Source organism: Mycobacterium sp. MFM001, from assembly GCF_003402475.1.
Taxonomy (GTDB): Bacteria; Actinomycetota; Actinomycetes; order Mycobacteriales; family Mycobacteriaceae; genus Mycobacterium.
The window spans coordinates 1-20,202 of the sequence record NZ_BFAB01000024.1 but is presented as its reverse complement, the minus strand read 5'-3'; the positions used below and the strand labels follow the sequence as shown (position 1 = coordinate 20,202).

1 protein-coding gene (only partly in view) is annotated in these 20,202 nt (G+C 67.1%); it reads right to left on the bottom strand.

All coding sequences use genetic code 11. The annotated features are described in order from the left end of the window. The coding region annotated (locus MFM001_RS23390) for a non-ribosomal peptide synthase/polyketide synthase (protein ID WP_238159371.1) crosses the window boundary (this coding region is incomplete at both ends): on the bottom strand, positions 1 to 20,202 show 20,202 of its 32,090 nt. Its footprint begins 11,888 nt before the window's first position.

Here is a 20,202-nt window from a genome sequence, read left to right as displayed (position 1 = left end):
CGTCCAGCTCACGATACGTCAACGAGCGACCCTGCCCACTGACCGCCACCGCCTCCGGCGCACGCGCCACCTGCTCGGCGAACAGCGCCGGAACCGACACCGGCATGCCCACCGGCGCACTCAGCACCGCCCGGTTACCAATCGCATCCAGGCGCGCGCGCTCCGGCTCGTCGAGCACATCCACCGACGACAACCGCCGAGCAGGGTCGGCGGACATCGCCACCAGAATCCGTTGCAGCCATTCGGTGAGTGTCTGGACGCTGGCCGCATCGAACACATCGGTCCGGAATTCCACTTCCCCACAAATACCGTCGGGCTCACCGGCCGCGGTCCAACATTCGGCAAGAGAGAACACCAAATCCATTCGCGCAGACTGGGTTTCCAGCGTTATCGGAACCACCTCGAGGTCACCCAAGGTCAAGTTCGCGGGCTGGTTATTCTGCCAGGCCAACGCCACTTGCACCAGCGGGTGATGAGACAGGCTTCGCGTCGGGTTGAGCCGCTCCACCAGCACCTCGAACGGTACGTCCTGATGCTCGAACGCTTCCAAGCTACGCTGCCGCACCTGAGCCAGCAGCTCGGCGACGGTGGGATCGCCAGCGACGTCGACCCGCAACACCAAGGTGTTGACGAAAAATCCGATCAGTTCGTCCAGGGCGGGATCGCGGCGACCGGCGATCGGGAAGCCCACCGCCACATCAGCGCTAGCGCTGATCTTCGATAGCAATACCGCCAGGGCCGCCTGGATCACCATGAAGCTGGTCGCATTGTGCTCCCAGGCAACCCGGGCGACCCGCTGCTGCAACTCGGGTGCCCAGTCGACCGTCACGCTGGCGCCGCGCTGATCGGCGATCGGCGGATAGGGCCGATCGGTGGGCAGCTGCAACCGCACAGGCAGCCCAGCCAAAGTCTGTTCCCAGTAGCCCAATTGGGCGGCGATCGGGCTATCGCTCTCTGTCAGGTCGCCGAGAATCTCCCGTTGCCACAGCGTGTAATCCGCGTACTGCACGGGCAGTTCGGCCCATTCGGGAGCCCGCCCTGCACAGCGGCTGGCATAAGCCACTCCCAGGTCGCGCGCCAGCGAGGTGATCGACCAGCCGTCGGCGACGATGTGGTGCATCACGGCCACCAGCACGTGCTCGTCTTCGGCGACGCGGAATAGCATTGCCCGCAACGGAATCTCGGTTGTCAGGTCAAACGAGTGGCGCACCACGGCGTCGATGGCCTCGTCAAGCCGGGCGGCCGACCACGTAGCGGCATCGATCACGTCCCAGCCGAAATCGGCCCGCTCAGCCGGCATCACCACCTGCTGGGGAATCCCGTCGGGTGCGATGAACACGGTGCGCAGGCTCTCGTGGCGGCCCACCACATCGGCTAATGCGACGCCCAACGCGTCGACGTCGAGTTGGCCTCGGACGCGCAAGGCCACGGCCATGTTGTAAAGCGGTGAAGAACCCTGCAATTGGTCGATAATCCACAACCGGTTCTGGGCAAACGACAACGGGACCACCGCCGGCCGCTCCACCGGCACCAGCTGCGGTAGTCGATCCGCTGCCGCACCGATGCGGGGCGCCAGTTGGGCAACCGTGGGCGCCTCGAAGACAGTGCGCACCGCAAGGCCGGCGTCCAGTGACGTGTTGACCGCCGCCACCAGACGCATCGCCAAAATGCTGTCCCCGCCAAGGTCGAAGAACGAATCGTCCACACCCACGCGCTCGACACCGAGCACCTGGGCGTAGATCCCGGCCAGAATCTCTTCCACTGCGTTGGCCGGAGCCCGATACCGATCGGCATCGGTGTATTCCGGTGCGGGCAGCGACCGTTTGTCGAGTTTGCCGTTGACCGTCAACGGCAACCGTTCCAGCACCACCACCGCCGCCGGCACCATGTACTCCGCCAGCCGTTGTCCCAGCGCGGCGCGTATCTCGGCCGGGTCCACCGTACCGGTGACATAACCGACGAGTCGCTTGTCACCGGGCCGGTCCTCGCGGGCGATCACCACCGCCTGCTCGACGCCGTCCAAACCGGCCAGCGCGGCCTGGATTTCGCCGAGTTCGATGCGATACCCGCGGATCTTGACCTGCTCGTCGGCGCGGCCCAGATAGTCCAACTGCCCGTCGCCGCGCCAGCGCACCAGATCACCGGTGCGATACATCCGCGCCCCGGCCCCGCCGAAGGGGCAGGCCACAAACCGCGACGCGGTCAACCCGGCCCGGCGCACGTAACCGCAACCCACCCCGGTACCGGCCACATACAACTCACCAACCACCCCGGCCGGGACCAGACGCAACCACGGGTCCAGCACGAACAGCGCCGCTCCCGGCACCGGCGATCCGATGGGCGGGGTGCCCGACCCCACGGCCAACGGCGCGCTGATCGTGGCATACACCGTGGTTTCGGTGGGGCCATAGGCATTGATCATCACGCGTCCGGGTGCCCATCGATCCACCACCTCGGCGGGGCAGGGCTCGGCGGCGATCACCAACGCCGCCGAATCCAGCCCCTGCGGCGAGAGCGCCGCCACTGCCGACGGGGTTTGGCTCAAGATGCCGACGCGCTGCGCGACCAACAGCGCGTGGAAGTCGTCCGGTGAGCCGGTCACCGACTCGGGCACCACCACCAGCCGCCCGCCGTGCAGCAGCGCGCCCCAGATCTCCCACACCGAGTAGTCGAAGGCATAGGAGTGACACTGGGTCCACACCTGCCCCAGCTGCACGCCGACATCCAGTGAGTCGAACAGCCGGGTTACGTTGCGATGGGTGACCGCAACACCTTTGGGTACCCCGGTAGTGCCCGAGGTGTAGATGATGTGGGCAATGTCGTCGGCCGCCGGTGTGCGCAGTGCGGTGCTCGGTTGGAGATCAACGGCGGGATCGTCGACGTCGATGACCGGCAGGTCGTACGCGTCCAGCCGCGACCGCAGCCCCCTGGTGCTGATCGCGGCGATCGGCGCGGCATCGGCGACCATGAACTCGACCCGCGCGGGCGGCACCGCCGGGTCGATCGGCAAATACGCCGCCCCGGACTTGAGCACCGCCAGAATGCCCACGATCGCCTCGGCGGAGCGGGAGAACAGCAGCGCCACGCACTCGCCAGGACCGGCACCACGACCAGACAGCAAGTGCGCCAACCGGTTAGACGCCTCGTCCAGTTCGCGATACGTCATCGAAACCGCGCCGCAGCTGACCGCCTCGGCCTCCGGGGTGCGTGCCACCTGTTCGGCGAACAACGCCGGAATCGACGCCGCGGTCGTCGGCGTGCTCAACGCCGCCGTGTTGCCCCACCCGTCGAGCCTGACGCGCTCAAGCTCGTCGAGCAGGTCCATCGACGACAACGCCCATCCGGGGTCGGCGGCCATCGCCAGCAATACGCGACGCAACCGCTCGATCAGCGTTTCGATGGTGGCCGTGTCGAACACATCGGTACGGAATTCCACGATCCCGCTGATTCCGGCGGGTTCACCGTCCGTACCCCAACGTTCGGCAAGAGAGAACACCAGATCCATTCGGGCCGTCTGGGTTTCCACAGGCAGCGGCGTGACCTCGAGATCACCCAACGCCAAGCCGGGGCTGGCGTTGGCGTACTGCCAGGGAAGGTTCTGCCAGGCCAAGAGCACCTGGACCAGCGGGTGATGGGAGAGGCTTCGGGTCGGGTTGAGCCGGTCGACCAGCACCTCGAAGGGCACGTCTTGGTGCTCGTAGGCGGCCAGGCTGCGCCGTCGCACTTGAGCCAGAAGCTCCGCAACACTGGGATTTCCGGCCAGTTCCACTCGGAGCACCAGGGTGTTGACGAAAAACCCGACCAGTTCGTCGAGCGCGGGATCACGACGTCCGGCGATCGGGAAGCCCACTGCGACATCAGAACTCGCGCTGATCTTCGAGAGCAGCACTGTCAGGGCGGCCTGAACGACCATGAAGCTGGTCGCCTTGTGCTGGCGGGCCACCCGCGCGACCTGCTGCTGCAGCTCGGCCGGCCACTCCACCGATACGCTGGCGCCCCGCTGATCGGCCACGGGCGGGTAGGGCCGATCGGTGGGAAGCTCCAGCCGCTCGGGCATTCCGGCCAGGGCCTCTTCCCAATAGGCCAATTGCGCGGCGATGGGGCTGTCGCTATCGGCCAGGTCGCCGAGGATTTCTCGCTGCCACAGCGTGTAATCGACGTATTGCAACGGCAATTCGGCCCACTGCGGAGCTTGCCTGGTGCACCGGCTGGCATAGGCTACCCCAAGATCGTGCACCAGCGGACTGATCGACCAGCCGTCGGCGGCGATATGGTGCACCACGGCCAACAACACGTGCTCGTCGTCGGTGATGCGGAAAAGCCTCGCCAGCAACGGCATCTCGCTTGCCAAATCGAACGCGGTGCCGGCTGCCGCACCGATCTCCTCATCCAGCCGGCTCGCCGACCAGCCGGTGGCATCGATGATCTGCCAGTCGAAGTCGGCCCGCTCCACCGGGATGACCACCTGCCGCGGCGTTCCGTCGACCATGGGGAACACTGTGTGCAGGGTTTCGTGACGGCTCACCACGTCGGTCAGGGCGTGGCCCAGGGCATCGGCATCCAACCGGCCGTTCAGCCGCAATGCCACCGCGATGTTGTAAACCGCTGTGGGGCCCTGCAATTGCTCGATGAACCACAATCGCTGCTGCGCAAACGACAACGGAACAATCGCGGGTCGCTCCACTGCCGCCAAAGGCTTGGGCCGACCCTCGTCCGCGCCGATGCGCGACGCCAACTGGGTCACCGTGGGCGCCTCGAATACAGTGCGCACCGAAAGATCGGCGTTGAGGGCGGCGTTGATCGCAGAAACCACCCGCATCGCCGACAGCGAATCGCCACCCAAGTCGGTAAACGAGTCGTCGGCCCCGACGCGCTCGAGCCCGAACACTTGCGCGTAGATACCGGCGACGATCTCTTCGACGGGGTTGGCCGGGGCGCGGTAGCCGGCCGCGGCCTGTTCTGGTGCCGGTAGCGCGCGGGTGTCGAGTTTGCCGTTGGGTGTCAACGGCATCGTCTCCAACACCACCACCGCGGCGGGAACCATGTACTCCGGCAGCAGCTCAGCGAGCTTCTGGCGCAGCGCGGCCGGCTTCGCCGTCCCGGTGACATAGCCGACCAGCCGCTTGTCGCCCGGCTGGTCCTCGCGGGCGATCACCGCCGCCTGTTCCACTCCATCGCAGCTCGCCAGCGCCGCGCGCACCTCGGTCAACTCGATGCGATACCCGCGGATCTTGACCTGCTCGTCGGCGCGCCCGACATAGTCCAGTTGTCCGTCGGCGCGCCAACGCACCACATCTCCCGTGCGATACATCCGTGTGCCGAACCCACCGAACGGGCAAGCCACGAACCGTGATCCGGTCAGACCGGCACGGCCCACATAGCCAAACGCCACCCCAGCGCCAGCCACATACAACTCCCCGACCACCCCCGGCGGCACCGGTTGCAGCCATCCATCCAGGACGAACAACGCGGCCCCCGGCACCGGCGAGCCGATCGGCGGCGCCCCGGAGCCCGATATCAACGGTGCACTGATCGCCACACACATCGTGGTCTCTGTCGGCCCGTAGGCGTTGACCATCACCCGCCCGGGCGCCCAGCGGTCCACCACCTCGGCGGGACAGGCCTCGCCGGCCGTCACCAACGCCGTCGACTCCAGCCCCTCCGGTGAGAGAACCTTTACCGCCGACGGAGTTTGGGTGAGCACGCTGGCCTGTTCGCCAACCAGCATGGCGTGGAAGTCGTCGGCCGAGCGCGTCACGGGCTCGGGCACGACCGCCAGGCGCCCGCCCCGCAGCAGCGCCCCGAAGATCTCCCACACTGAAACGTCGAATGCCAACGAGTGGCTATGCGACCAGACTCCCGTCGCCGGCAGACCGGCGTCCAGCGACCCCAGCAACTGCGTCACATTGTGGTGGCTGATCGCAACGCCTTTGGGCATACCGGTGGTGCCTGAGGTGTAGATCAGGTAGGCAACGTCATCGGGTGCCGGCGCCGGTAGTGCAGTGCCGGGTTGCGAGCTTATAACCGGGTCGTCCACGTCGACGACGGTCATGTCGTATCCGTCGAGTCGGTGGGCCAAAGCGCTAGTGGTGATCGCGGCGATCGGCGCAGCATCGGCGACCATGAAGTCGATCCGGGCCGCCGGCAATGCGGGGTCGATGGGCAGATATGCCGCCCGACTCTTGAGCACCGCGAGGATTGCCACGACCGACTCGACTGAACGCGACAGCAGCAGAGCCACACATCCGCCCAAACCGGCACCCCACTCAATGAGCAAGTGCGCCAAACGATTCGATGCCTCGTCGAGCTCGCGGTAGGTCATGTTGCGGCCCTGGCTGCTGATCGCCGTGGCGTCCGGCGTCCGGGCCACGTGCGCGGCAAACAGCTCCGGAATCGACATCGCGCTGTCAGTCGGGTGACCCAGTGCCGTGCGGTTGCCCCATTGGTCGAGGCGGGCGTGCTCAGCGGTATCCAGCGGATCCACCGACGACAACGGCCGTGCGGGCGCGGCGGTCATCGCCACCAGAACCCGCTCGAACCGTTCGACCAGTGCGTGGATGCTGGCCGCGTCGAACACGTCGGTGCGGAATTCCACTGCGCCGCCGATACCGGCCGGCTCACCGGACGGGCTCCAACGTTCCGTCAGGTTGAACACCAAATCCATTCGGGCCGTTTGGGTGTCCACCGACAGCGGCGTGACCTGTAGATCTCCCAAGGCCAACGCGGTGGCGGGGTCACTGTGCTGCCCGGGGAAGTTCTGCAGCGCCAGCACCACCTGGATGAGGGGGTGATGGGTGAGGCTTCGGGCCGGGTTGAGCCGCTCGACCAACACCTCGAAGGGCATGTCTTGGTGTTCGTAGGCGGCCAGACTACGCGTTCGCACTTGGGCCAGGAGTTGAGCGAAAGTGGGGTCGCCGGCTAGGTCGACCCGCAGTACCAGGGTGTTGACGAAACATCCCACCAGCTCGTCGAGCGCGGGGTCGCGGCGCCCGGCGATCGGGAAGCCCACTGCCACATCGCGACTGGCGCTGAGCTTGGCCAGCAGCACCGCGAGGGCGGCCTGAATCACCATGAAGTTGGTCGCGTTGTGCTCGCGCGCTACCCGCGCCACCTGCTGCTGCAGCTCGGCCGGCCACTCCACCGCCAGCCGGGCGCCGCGTTGATCGGCAACCGGCGGGTAGGGCCGATCAGTGGGCAGCGCGAGGCGATCGGGCATTCCGGCCAGCGCGTTTTCCCAGTAGGCCAGTTGCGCGGCGATGGGGCTCTGGTCGTCGTCGAGATCCCCGAACTGCTCGCGCTGCCACAGCGTGTAGTCGACATACTGCACCGGCAGCGCAGGCCAGTCGGGCGCCTGCCCCGCGCACCGGCTGGTGTAGGCGGCTCCCAGGTCACGCGCCAGCAGCGTGATCGACCATCCGTCGGCGCCGATATGGTGCACCAAGAGCACCAGCACGTGTTCGTCGTCGGCGACATGGAAAAGCCTTGCTCGCAACGGTATCTCGGCTGACAAGTCAAACGTGTAGCGAGCTGCGGCGTTGACGGCATCGTCCAGCCGGCTGGCGGGCCAGCCCGCGGCGTCAACGACGTCCCACCCGAACTCCGCCGCCTGCACCGGAATAACTATCTGACTCGGTGTTCCCTCGATCGTCGGGAACACGGTGCGCAGACTCTCGTGGCGGGCAACCACATCGGCGAACGCCTGGCCCAGCGCGCCGCCATCCAGCCGTCCGCGAAGTCGCAGTGCCACCGCCACGTTGTAGATCGGTGACGGTCCCTGGAACTGGTCGAGGAACCACAACCGCTGCTGAGCGAACGACAGCGGCACCACGGCGGGTCGCTGGGCGGGCACCAATGGCGCCAGCCGATCCGCCCCCGCCCCGATCCGCGTCGCCAGTTGCGTCACCGTGGGCGCCTCGAACACCGTGCGCACCGAAACGCCGGCATCCAGGCCGGTGCCGATCTCGGCGATCAGCCGCATCGCCGAAATGCTGTCTCCGCCAAGGTCGAAGAAGGAATCATCGACACCCACGCGCTCGACACCGAGCACCTGGGCGTAGATGCCGGCCAGGATTTCCTCGACTGCGTTGGCCGGGGCGCGGTACCGATCGACACCGATGTACTCGGGCGCCGGCAGAGCGCGGGCGTCGAGTTTGCCGTTGACCGTCAGCGGCAACGCCTCCAGCACCATCACCGCCGTCGGGACCATGTAGCCCGGGAGTCGGTCCGCCAGGCGTTCGCGTATTTCGGTGGGATCGGCGGTGCCGGTGACATAGCCGACGAGACGTTTGTCGCCAGGTCGGTCCTCGCGGGCGATCACCGCCGCCTGCTCCACGCCGTCGCAGGCGGTCAGCGCCGCCTGCACCTCGCCGAGTTCGATGCGATAGCCGCGGATCTTGACCTGTTCGTCGGCGCGGCCCAGATAATCCAGTTGGCCGTCGGCGCGCCAGCACACCAAATCCCCGGTGCGGTACATGCGTATTCCGGCCTCGCCGAACGGACATGCCACAAACCGGGATGCGGTCAGACCCGGCCGACGCACATAGCCACATCCGACACCGCGGCCGGCGATGTACAACTCTCCGACCACACCCACCGGGACGGGACGCAGCCACCCGTCTAGCACGAAGAACGCCGCGCTCGACACAGGCGCGCCGATCGGCGGCGGGCCCGACCCTGCTGCCAGCGGTGTGCTCTTGGCCGCCCACATCGTCGTCTCGGTCGGGCCGTAAACATTGACCATCACTCGCCCGGGTGCCCAGCGGTCCACGAGCTCGGCCGGGCAGGGTTCGGCGCCGATCACCAACGCGGTCGGTCCCAGCCCTTCGGGTGAGAGCATCCCCACCGCCGAGGGCGTCTGGGTGAGCACGCTAACTTGCTCGCGAATCAGCAACGCGTGCAAGTCATCCGGTGAGCGGAGCACGGGCTCGGGAACCACCACCAGCCGTCCGCCGTGCAGCAGCGCGCCCCAGATCTCCCACACCGAAAAATCGAAAGCGTAGGAGTGACACTGCGTCCACAGCTGTCCCGGCGCCAACGCCACGCCGGCATCCAATCCGTCGAAAAGCTGGGTGACGTTGCGTTGGGTGACCGCGACGCCCTTGGGCACCCCGGTGGTCCCCGACGTGTAGATGATGTGGGCGACATCATCGGGGCTCGGCGGCGGTGGCGCCGTGCTGGGTTGCGCGTCGACGGCGGGATCGTCGACGTCGACCACCGGCAGGCCGTGCCCGTCGAGACGCGGGCGCAGCCCGGTGGTGGTGAGCGCCGCGATCGGCGCCGCATCGGAAAGCATGAATCCGATTCGGTCCGCGGGTAGCGCCGGGTCCATCGGGAGGTAGGCCGCCCCGCTCTTGAGCACTGCCAGGATCGCCACGACCGCCTCGACCGATCGGGGAAACATCAGCGCCACGGACCGCCCGGGGCCCGCGCCATGCTCAATGAGCAAGTGCGCCAACCGGTTCGCTGCCTGATCGAGCTCGAGGTACGTCAGCGACCGGCCCTGGCAGCCGACCGCCGGCGCCTGCGGGGTGCGTGCCGCCTGAGCGGCAAAAAGCTCCGGAACCGACGTCGGTGTCGCCGGCCGGCTCAACACTGCCCGATTGCCGATTTCATTCAGTCGGGCCAGCTCGTCGTCGTCGATCACGTTGACCGATGACAACCGCCGGGCGGGATCGGCGGTCATCGCTTCCAGTAACCGCTCCAACCGCCGGATCAGCGTTTCGATGCTTTGCGCGTCGAACACGTCGCTGTCGTATCCCACGCGGAAGCCGAGTTCGCTGCCCGGCAGGGCTTGCACAGTCAGCGGGTAGTGGGTGCATTCGCGGATGGTGACGTCGGTGACGGCCAACTCGCCGCCTGCCAGCGCGGCGGCGTCCAAAGGGTAGTTCTCGTAGGCGAAAACGGTGTCGAACAGTTGGTCGTGGCCGGTGATGCGGTGAATCTCGTTGAGCGCCAAGTGTTGGTGCTCGAGCGTGTCGTTGTGGGCTTTTTGCAGCTGGTCGAGCAGGTCTACGGTGGTGGTCGCCGCGGTGATGCGCGCCCGCACCGGTACGGTGTTGATCAGCAGTCCCACCATCGATTCCGCGCCGGTCACGTCGGAAGGCCGGCCCGCGACCGCGGCGCCGAAGGTCACGTCGTGCTGACCGGTCAGCCACATCAGCAGCTGGGCGAACGCGGCCTGCAGCACGGTGTTGACGGTGGTGTGGCACGAGCGCGCCAGCTCGTTGACGGCCCGCGTGGTTTGCGCTGATACCCAATATGATTCGACGTCTCGGGCTCGTACCGACTGACTCGGTGGGCCGACCAATGTGGGCGTGTCGAAGCCGGCGAGCACCTGGCGCCAGGCGGCGCGGGCGGCGTCAAGGTCGCGGTTGGCCAACCAGGTGACGAACGTCCGATATGGCCTGGCAGCGGGTAGCCGCTGTCCCGTGAAGCTGGCGAAGATCTCGCGCAGAAGGATGGGTAGCGACCAGCCGTCGAGCACGATGTGGTGATTGGTCAGCACAAATCGGTGCCGGTCGTCCAGGGTGCGGATCAATGCCGCCCGGAAGGCCGGCTGGTGGGCGAGATCGCTGACCGCGGCGCGCTCGGCGGCGCACAGTTGCCGGAACTGCTCCTCGATATCGGTGCGGTCCAGTTCGACGTAGCGCCATGGCACGACGGGATTGGCGAGGATGATTTGCACCGGTTCGTCGAACCGGTCGCAGAATTGGGCCACCAGGTTGGGATGACGGTTGACCACTGCGCGTAACGCATCGCGCAGCCGGTGGGCATCGAGCGGGCCGCTCAACGTGATCGCCAACTGCACCGCGTATACGTCGTCGCTGCCTTGGGCGGTGGTGGCGTGGAAGAGCAGCCCCCGTTGCAGCGGGGTCAGCGGCAACACATCGGCGATCTGATATTGCTGCTGCAGCTCGTCGATCTGCTGCTGGCTCAACCGCGCCGGCGCGACGTCCGAGGGGGTCAGCCCGCCCCCGCCGGCACGCACGAGTGCGCAGATACCGGCCAGGGCCTCAAACCAGAGCCGGCTCATTTTGTCGGCGTGCTCTTCGTCGAGAGCCGACGGCGCCCACGTCCAGGCGGCGTAGAGCTGCGGCCCGGCCTCGGTGTCGACGGTGCCGGCGTTGAGTTCCACGGTGTGCGCCAACGGCATTGGAATGGCCGCGGCCGCGGCGGTCACCGACACGCCGTCTTGGCACAACCGCCACACATCGCCCGCCGGCTCATCGGGTTCGCCCGCGTTCATGCGGCCGAGATAGTTGAAACCGATCGGCGGGTCCGAGTCGGCCAGCCCGACATCGGAATTCAGATACCGGAACAGACCGTAGGTGAGCGGTGGCGGCAGGGCGCGCAGTTGCTCTTTGGCTTTCTTGATCAGTGAACCCAGTGCGGCGTCACCGGCCGCGACTTGCGTCCAGTTCAGCCCGCCGACAGTCAGTGCCACCGGGTATTTGGTGGTAAACCAGCCCACCGTGCGTGACAAGTCGACGTCGGCGCCTAGCTCCTCGTGGCGACCATGGGCCTCCACGTCGATGCCGATCGGCGCGCAGCCGTTGCCGACGAACTCCGATGCCGCCAAAGCGAATGCGATCAACAGAATCTCGTGCAGTCCGGCGTGGAACGCTACAGGTACCTGCTCGAGCAGGATCACAGTCGTCTCGCTATCCAGCGACACCGACAGGCGCCCGGCGGTTTCGTAGGTGTCGACATCAGGGCGTACGGCCGGCAGCGCGGTCGAGGCCGCGGCCACCTGCTTCCAGGCATCGGCCTGTTCGACCACGTCGGGGGCATGCGCGTGCTCGTTCAGCAGTGCCGCCCAGCGGGCGAACGAGGTTCCCCACGACGGCAACGCCACCGGCTGCCCGCCGTGGTGCTGGCCCCAGGCGGTATTGAGGTCCTCCAACAGGATCCGCCATGACACTGCGTCGATAGCCAGGTGGTGGATGATCAACGCCAACTGGTGCGTTGAGGCCGCCCACAAGGCGCTGAGCATCACCCCGGCGAACGGGTTGAGCCGCGAGCGGGCCTGAATCAGCGCCTGGTCGGACATCTCCTCGACCGTCTGCAGACAGTCGCGTGCATCCACCGACCCGGCCTCGGGCACCGTCAAGTTCCCCGCGCCGTCCTCATTCATCCGCGCTCGGAGCATGGCGTGCCGATCGAGCAAGGCTTGCACCAGCACCACCACATCGGCTTGGTCCGCCTCTGCGGGGGCCTGGATCAGCACGGTCTGGTTGAACTGATCCACCGGCCCGTCAATGCTGTTCAGCCAGCGCATAATCGGGGTCGCGGGCACCTCACCCACCCCGTCGTCGGTGGGCCCAGCGGCATCAGCCGTGCCGGCTACCCGGGCTAGCCGGGCCACGGTCTGTTCGACGAACACATCGCGCGGCCGACACACCAGACCGGCGGCGCGTGCTCGTGCCACCACCTGCATTGCCGAGATGCTGTCGCCACCCAGGTCGAAGAAGGAGTCGTCGACGCCGACCCGCTCGAGCCCCAGCACTTGGGCGTAGATGCCGGCCAGGATCTCCTCGACGGCGTTGGTGGGGGCGCGATACCGGCCGGCATCGGCGTATTCGGGCGCTGGCAAAGCCCGGGTATCCAGCTTGCCGTTGGGCGTCAACGGCAACGCGCCAAGCGCGACGACGGCGGTGGGCACCATGTGTGCCGGCAACCGCTCGGCCAACCGAGTGCGGATGCCGGTCGGGTCGGCGCTGCCGGTGATATAACCCACCAGCCGCTTGTCGCCGGGACGGTCCTCACGGGCAATCACCACCGCCTGCTCCACACCATCGCACCCCGCGAGGGCAGTCTGGATTTCGCCGAGCTCGATGCGATACCCACGGATCTTGACCTGCTCATCAGCGCGGCCCAAATAATCCAACTGCCCATCAGCACGCCAACGCACCACATCACCCGTGCGATACATCCGCGACCCCGGCCCACCGAACGGGCAGGCCACAAACCGCGACCCCGTCAACGACGCCCGGCCCGGATAGCCGCAGGCCACCCCGGCGCCGGCCACATACAACTCCCCCACCACACCGGCGGGCGTCGGTTGCAGCCAAGCGTCGAGCACGAACAACGCCGCACCCGCCACCGGCGAACCAATCGGCGGCACCCCCGCCCCCGCCGCCAGCGGAGCGCTGATCGCCACACACATCGTGGTCTCCGTCGGCCCGTAAGCGTTGACCAACACCCGCCCCGACGCCCACCGATCCACCACCTCGGCCGGACACGCCTCACCAGCCATCACCAACGCGATCGACTCCAACCCCTGCGGGGCAAGCATGTTCACCGCCGACGGCGTCTGGGTCAGCACATCGACCTGCTCGTCAATCAGCATGGCGTGCAACTCATCCGGCGAACCCACCACCGACTCGGGCACCACCACCGTCCGCCCACCGCGCAACAACGCACCAAAGATCTCCCACACCGACACGTCAAACGCCAACGAATGAGCGTGCGACCACACCCCCTTCTCAGGCAAACCCGCATCCAACGACCCCAACAACTGCGTCACATTGCGGTGCGTAACCGCCACACCCTTGGGCACACCCGTCGTCCCCGACGTGTAAATCAGATAGGCGATCGCATCCGGCACCGGCGCCGGCAGCGCCGCAGACGGATAGGTCTGGATGCGCGGGTCTTCGATATCGACGACTGTCACGTCGTGCCCGTCGAGTCGGTCGGTCAACTCGGCGGTGGTGATCACCGCGACCGGACCGGAGTCGGCCAGCAGGAACTCCAGCCGCGCCGCCGGCACACCGGGGTCGAGCGGCACATACGCCGCCCCCGACTTGAGCACCGCCACAATGCCCACCACGGCTTCGATCGAGCGCGGCAACAGCAGCGCCACACACCGCCCCGCACCCGCGCCCCGCGCAGCAAGCCAGTGCGCCAACCGATTCGAGGTCTCGTCAAGCTCACGATATGTCACCCAGCGGCCCTGCCCACTGACCGCCACCGACTCCGCCGCACGCGCCACCTGCTCGGCGAACAGCGCCGGAACCGACACCGCATCAACGCAACGGCTCAATGCGGCGCGATTGCCGATCTCGTCGAGATAGACATGCTCGGGTTCGTCAAGGACATCCACCGACGACAACCGCCGGGCGGGGTCGGCGGACATCGCCAGCACAACCCGCTCGAACCGTTCGATCAACGCGTGGATGCTGGCCGCGTCGAACACATCAGTGCGGAACTCCACCTCGCCGCCGATACCGCCTGGCTGACCGGACTCGGTCCAGCGTTCAGACAGGGAGAACACCAAATCCATGCGCGCAGACTGGGTTTGCACTGGCTGCCGCGTTGCCTCGAGGTCACCCAAGGCCAGGTCCGCGGGCTGGTTGTTCTGCCAGGCCAACGCCACCTGCACCAGCGGGTGATGAGACAGGCTTCGCGTCGGGTTGAGCCGCTCCACCAGCACCTCGAACGGTACGTCCTGATTTTCGAACGCTTCCAAGCTGCGCTGCCGCACCTGCGTTAATAACTCGCGCACACAGGGATCGCCGGCCACGTCGACCCGCAACACCAGGGTGTTGACGAAAAACCCGATCAGCTCATCCAGCGCGGGATCGCGGCGCCCGGCCACCGGAAACCCCACCGCCACATCGGAACTCGCGGTGAGCTTGGCCAGCAGTACAGCCAGGGCCGCCTGGATCACCATGAAGCTGGTCGCATTGTGCTCCCGCGCCACCTGGGTGACCCGCTGCTGCAACTCGGGCGGCCACTCCACTGGCACGCTGGCGCCGCGGTGTTCGGCGACCGGCGGATAGGGCCGATCGGTAGGCAGCTGCAGCCGCTCCGGCAGCCCAGCCAAAGTCTGCTCCCAGTAAGCCACCTGGGCCGCGATCGGGCTATCGCTATCGGCGAGATCGCCGAGGATTTCCCGTTGCCACAGCGTGTAGTCGACGTATTGCACCGCCAAGGGAGCCCAGTTGGGGGCCTGCCCGACGGACCGGCTGGCGTAAGCCATTCCCAGGTCGCGCGCCAGCGGGGTGATCGACCAGCCGTCGGCGGCAATATGGTGCACCACGGCCACCAGCACATGCAAGTCGTCGCTGACGCGGAAACACCGTGCCCGCAACGGAATCTCGGTTGCCAGATCAAAGGCGTAGCGGGCAGCTTCGTTGACGGCGTCATCCAGCCGGCTCGGCGGCCACGCGGTGGCATCGACGACGTCCCAGCCGAAATCGGCCCGCTCAGGCGGAATCACCACCTGCTGGGGTGTCCCGTCGACCGAAGGGAACACGGTGCGCAGGCTCTCGTGGCGGCCCACCACATCGCCCAGCGCCGCACCCAGCGCGTCGGCATCGAGCCGCCCTCGCAGCCGCAATGCCACTGCCATGTTGTAAACCGGTGAGGTGCCCTGCAATTGGTCGATGAACCACAACCGGTTCTGGGCGAACGACAACGGCACCACCGCCGGCCGATCCACCGGCACCAGCCGCGGCGGCCTGCCCGCCCCTACGCCGATACGGGATGCCAATTGGGCAACGGCGGGCGCCTCGAACACGGCACGCACCGAAAGATCCGACTCCAGTGCGGTGTTGACCGCGGCGATGAGGCGCATCGCCGAAAGCGAATCGCCACCCAAATCGAAGAACGAATCGTCGGCTCCGACGCGCTCCACACCGAGGACTTGGGCATAGATGCCGGCCAGGATCTCCTCGATCGGGGTGCCGGGAGCTCGGTATTCGTCGGCGGCGTATTCGGGTGCCGGCAAGGCACGCATGTCCAGTTTGCCGTTGACCGTCAACGGGAGTGACTGCAACACCATCACAGCGGCCGGAAGCATGTAGCCCGGCAGCCGCTCGGCCAACTCGGCGCGTATCTCTACCGGATCTGCTTTCCCGGTCACATACCCGACCAGGCGCTTGTCGCCGGGCCGGTCCTCGCGGGCGATCACCGCCGCCTGCTCGACGCCGTTGCAGGCAGTCAAAGCCGCTTGGACATCCTCGAGTTCGATGCGATACCCGCGGATCTTGACCTGCCCGTCGGCGCGTCCCAGATACGTCAGTTGCCCGTCGGGGCGCCAGCGCACCAGATCCCCGGTGCGATACATCCGCGCGCCCGGCCGCCCGAAGGGACAGGCCACAAACCGCGACCCGGTCAACGTGGCCCGACGCCAATACCCGCACGCCACACCGCGTCCGGCTACGTACAACTCGCCGACCACACCGGCCGGCACCGGACGTAACCAGCGGTCCAGCACGAACAACGCCGCCCCGGGAACCGGCGCGCCGATTGGCGGCGGCCCCGATCCCGGCGTCAGCGGCGCACTCAACGTGGTGTACCACGTCTCGCTCGGCCCGTAGGCGTTGATCATCACCCGCCTGGGCGCCCACCGATCCACCACCTCGACCGGGCAGGGCTCCCCGCCCACCAGCAGCGCCACCGAATCCAGATCTTGCGGCGACAACACCGCTACCGCAGAGGGGGTCTGGTTCAAGACGCTGACGCGCTCGGCGACGAGTAGGGCGTGAAAATCTTGCGGTGAGCGCGCCATCCATTCGGGCACTATCACCAGCCGCCCACCGCGCAGGAGCGCTCCCCAGATTTCCCAGACCGACACGTCGAAACCGTAGGAATGCCACTGGGACCACACACCCGGCGACGGCAGGTCGACGTCCAGTGTGTCGAAAAGTTGGGTGACGTTGCGGTGGGCTACCGCAACACCTTTGGGTACCCCGGTAGTGCCGGAGGTGTAGATGATGTGAGCGATGTCGTCCGGGCCAGGCGCCGCTAGTGGCGTGCCTGGCTGGGCATCCACGGCAGGGTCGTCGACGTTGACGACCGGCAGGGTGCATCCGTCGAGCAGGCCGGCCAACGCACTTGTGGTGATAGCGGCTATCGGCTGAGCGTCCTCGAGGATGACCGCGATCCGAGCAGGCGGCAGTGCCGGGTCCATCGGCAGATAGGCCGCGCCGGCCTTCACCACTCCCAGGATCGCTGCGATCGCTTCGGCCGACCGCGAAAACAGCAGCGCCACACACTCTCCGGGGCATGCCCCATGCGCGGCCAGCAGATGCGCCAACCGGTTGGACGCATCGTCGAGCTCGCGGTAGCTCCACGAACGCTCGCCGGATACCAGCGCCACTGCATCCGGGGTCTCGGCCACCCGCGCGGCGAACAAGTCCGGAATCGACACCGGCGCAGCCGACGGCAGGGCCAGCACCGCCCGGTTGCCGACGTCGTCAAGACGGGCATGCTCGTTTTCGTCCAGCAGGTCGACCGACGACAACGACCGCCCGGGGTCGGTGGTCATCGCCGCCAACACCCGCTCGAAACGCTCTACCAGCGCCTGGATGCTGGCCGCGTCGAACACATCGGTGCGGAACTCGACCGTGCCACCGATCCCGGCAGGCTCACCGGTGCCGGTCCACTGTTCGGCGAGCGAAAACACCAAATCCATGCGGGCCGTTTGGGTTTGCACCGGCAGCGACGCGATGTGAAGGTCACCCAGGCTCAGGCTTGCCGCGGGGTCATTGCTGTGGCCGGGGAAGTTCTGCCAGGTCAGCAACACCTGGATCAAGGGGTGGTAGGTCAACGATCGGGACGGGTTGAGCCGCTCGACGAGCACCTCGAACGGCACGTCTTGGTGTTCGTAAGCGGCCAGGCTGCGCCGTCGCACCTGGTCTAGCAGTTCGACGACGGTGGGATCTCCGGCCAGATCCACTCGCAGCACCAGGGTGTTGACGAAAAACCCCACCAACTCGTCGAGCGCAGGGTCACGGCGTCCCGCAATGGGGAATCCCACCGCCACTTCCGTGCTGGCGCTGAGCTTTCCCAACAACACCGCCAGAGCTGCCTGAACCACCATGAAACTGGTCGAGTTGTGTTCGCGGGCAATCCGGGCCACCTGTTGCTGCAGCGCTGCCGACCAATCGACCGCCACACTCGCGCCGCGGTAGTCAGCGACGGGCGGGTAGGGCCGGTCGGTCGGAAGCTGCAGCCGCTCGGGCATCCCGGCCAGGGCCTCTTCCCAGTAGGCCAACTGCGCCGCGATGGGGCTGTCGCTGTCGTCGAGGTCACCGAACTGCGCGCGCTGCCACAGCGCGTAATCGGCGTATTGCACCGGCAGTTCGCGCCAGTCAGGCGGGCGTCCCGCGCACCGGCTGACGTAGGCAACGCCCAGATCACGAGCCAGCGGATGGATCGACCAGCCGTCGGCGGCAATATGGTGCATCACGATCACCAGCACGTGCACGTCGTCGGCGACGGTGAAAAGCCATGCCCGCAGCGGTATCTCGATTGCCAGATCGAACGTGAAGCGTGCTGCCGTGTTGACAGCGTCGTTCAACCGGCTTGGCGACCACCCGGTTGCGTCGACAATGTCCCACCCGAAGTCGGCCCATTCGGCAGGGATTACTGTCTGCCGGGGCGTTCCGTCGACGGTGGGAAATACCGTGCGCAGGCTCTCGTGGCGACCCACCACGTCGGCCAGTGCCGTGCCCAGCGCGTCGACATCGAGTCGACCACTCAGCTGCAAGGCGGCCGCGATGTTGTAAACGGCTGTGGGACCTTGTAATTGGTCGATGAACCACAGCCGGCTCTGGGCGAACGACAACGGGACCACCGGCGGCCGCTCGGCTGCCACCAACGGAGGAAGTCGGCCCGCGGCCTCGCCGACCCGGGACGCCAACCGGGCAACAGTCGGGGCTTCGAATATGGCACGAACCGAAAGGCTCGCCTCCAGTGCGGTGTTGGCGCCGGCGATGAGGCGCATGGCGGTGATGCTGTCGCCGCCGAGGTCGAAGAAGGAGTCGTCGATGCCGACGCGGTCGAGGCCGAGGGTTTCGGCGTAGATGCCGGCCAGGATCTCCTCGATGGCGTTGGTGGGGGCCCGGTACTGTCCGGTGTAGTGCGGGGCGGGCAGCGCGCGGGTGTCCAGTTTGCCGTTAGACGTGAGCGGCAACGCCTCGAGCGTGATCACCGCGGCGGGCACCATGTAGTCCGGCAGCCGCTCGGCCAGCTCTTGGCGTAGGTGTGCCGGGTCGGCGCTGCCGGTGACATAGCCGACCAGCCGCTTATCACCCGGGCGATCCTCGCGGGCCACCACCACCGCCTGCCCCACCCCATCCAGTGCACGTAGGGCGGCCTGGATTTCATGGAGTTCGATGCGATAGCCGCGGATTTTGACCTGCTCATCGGCGCGGCCCACATAATCCAACTGACCATCCGGGCGCCAGCACACCACATCCCCGGTCCGATACATCCGCGCCCCTGGCGCCCCGAACGGGCAGGCCACAAACCGCGACCCCGTCAAAGCTGCCCGGCCCACATAGCCGTAGGCCACCCCCGCACCGGCCACATACAACTCCCCGGCCACCCCCGCCGGCACCGGATGCAACCACGGGTCCAGCACGAACAATGCCGCTCCGGGCACCGGCGACCCGATCGGCACCGACCCCACCCCCGGCTCAAGAGGGGCGCTCATCGCCGCATACACCGTGATCTCGGTCGGCCCATAGGCATTGACCATCACCCGACCACGCGCCCAGCGATCGGCCAGCTCGACCGGGCAGGCCTCCCCACCCACCAACACCGCAACCGACCCCAACCCCTCAGCAGACAATGCCGCTAAGGCCGAGGGGGTCTGGGTCAACACATTCACCTGCTCGTCGATCAACACCGCATGAAACTCACGCGGGGAAGCGGTGATCTGCTCGGGCACCACCACCAACCGCCCGCCATGCAACAACGCCCCCCAGATCTCCCACACCGAAAAATCGAACGCATACGCATGACACTGCGTCCACACCTGACCGCCGGGCAGCCCCGCGGTCAACGACTCCACCAGGTGCGCCAGGTTGCGATGACTAATCGCCACCCCCTTGGGCGTCCCCGTGGTGCCCGAGGTGTAAATGATGTGCGCAACCCCCTCAACATCGGGCACCGCCAACCTCGTCGCCGGCCGGGCCGCGATCCCCGGATCCTCGACATCGATCACCGCCACGCCATGCCCGGCCAACCGACCCGCCAACCCAGCGGTCGTGATCACCGCGACCGGGGCGGCATCAGAAAGCACGAACCCGACCCGCGCATCGGGCAGCACCGGATCAATCGGCACATAGGCCGCCCCCGTCTTGAGCACCGCCAGGATCGACACGATCGCTTCGACCGAGCGCGACAACACCAACCCCACACACCGACCCGGCCCCGCCCCACACTCGACCAACAGATGCGCCAACCGAT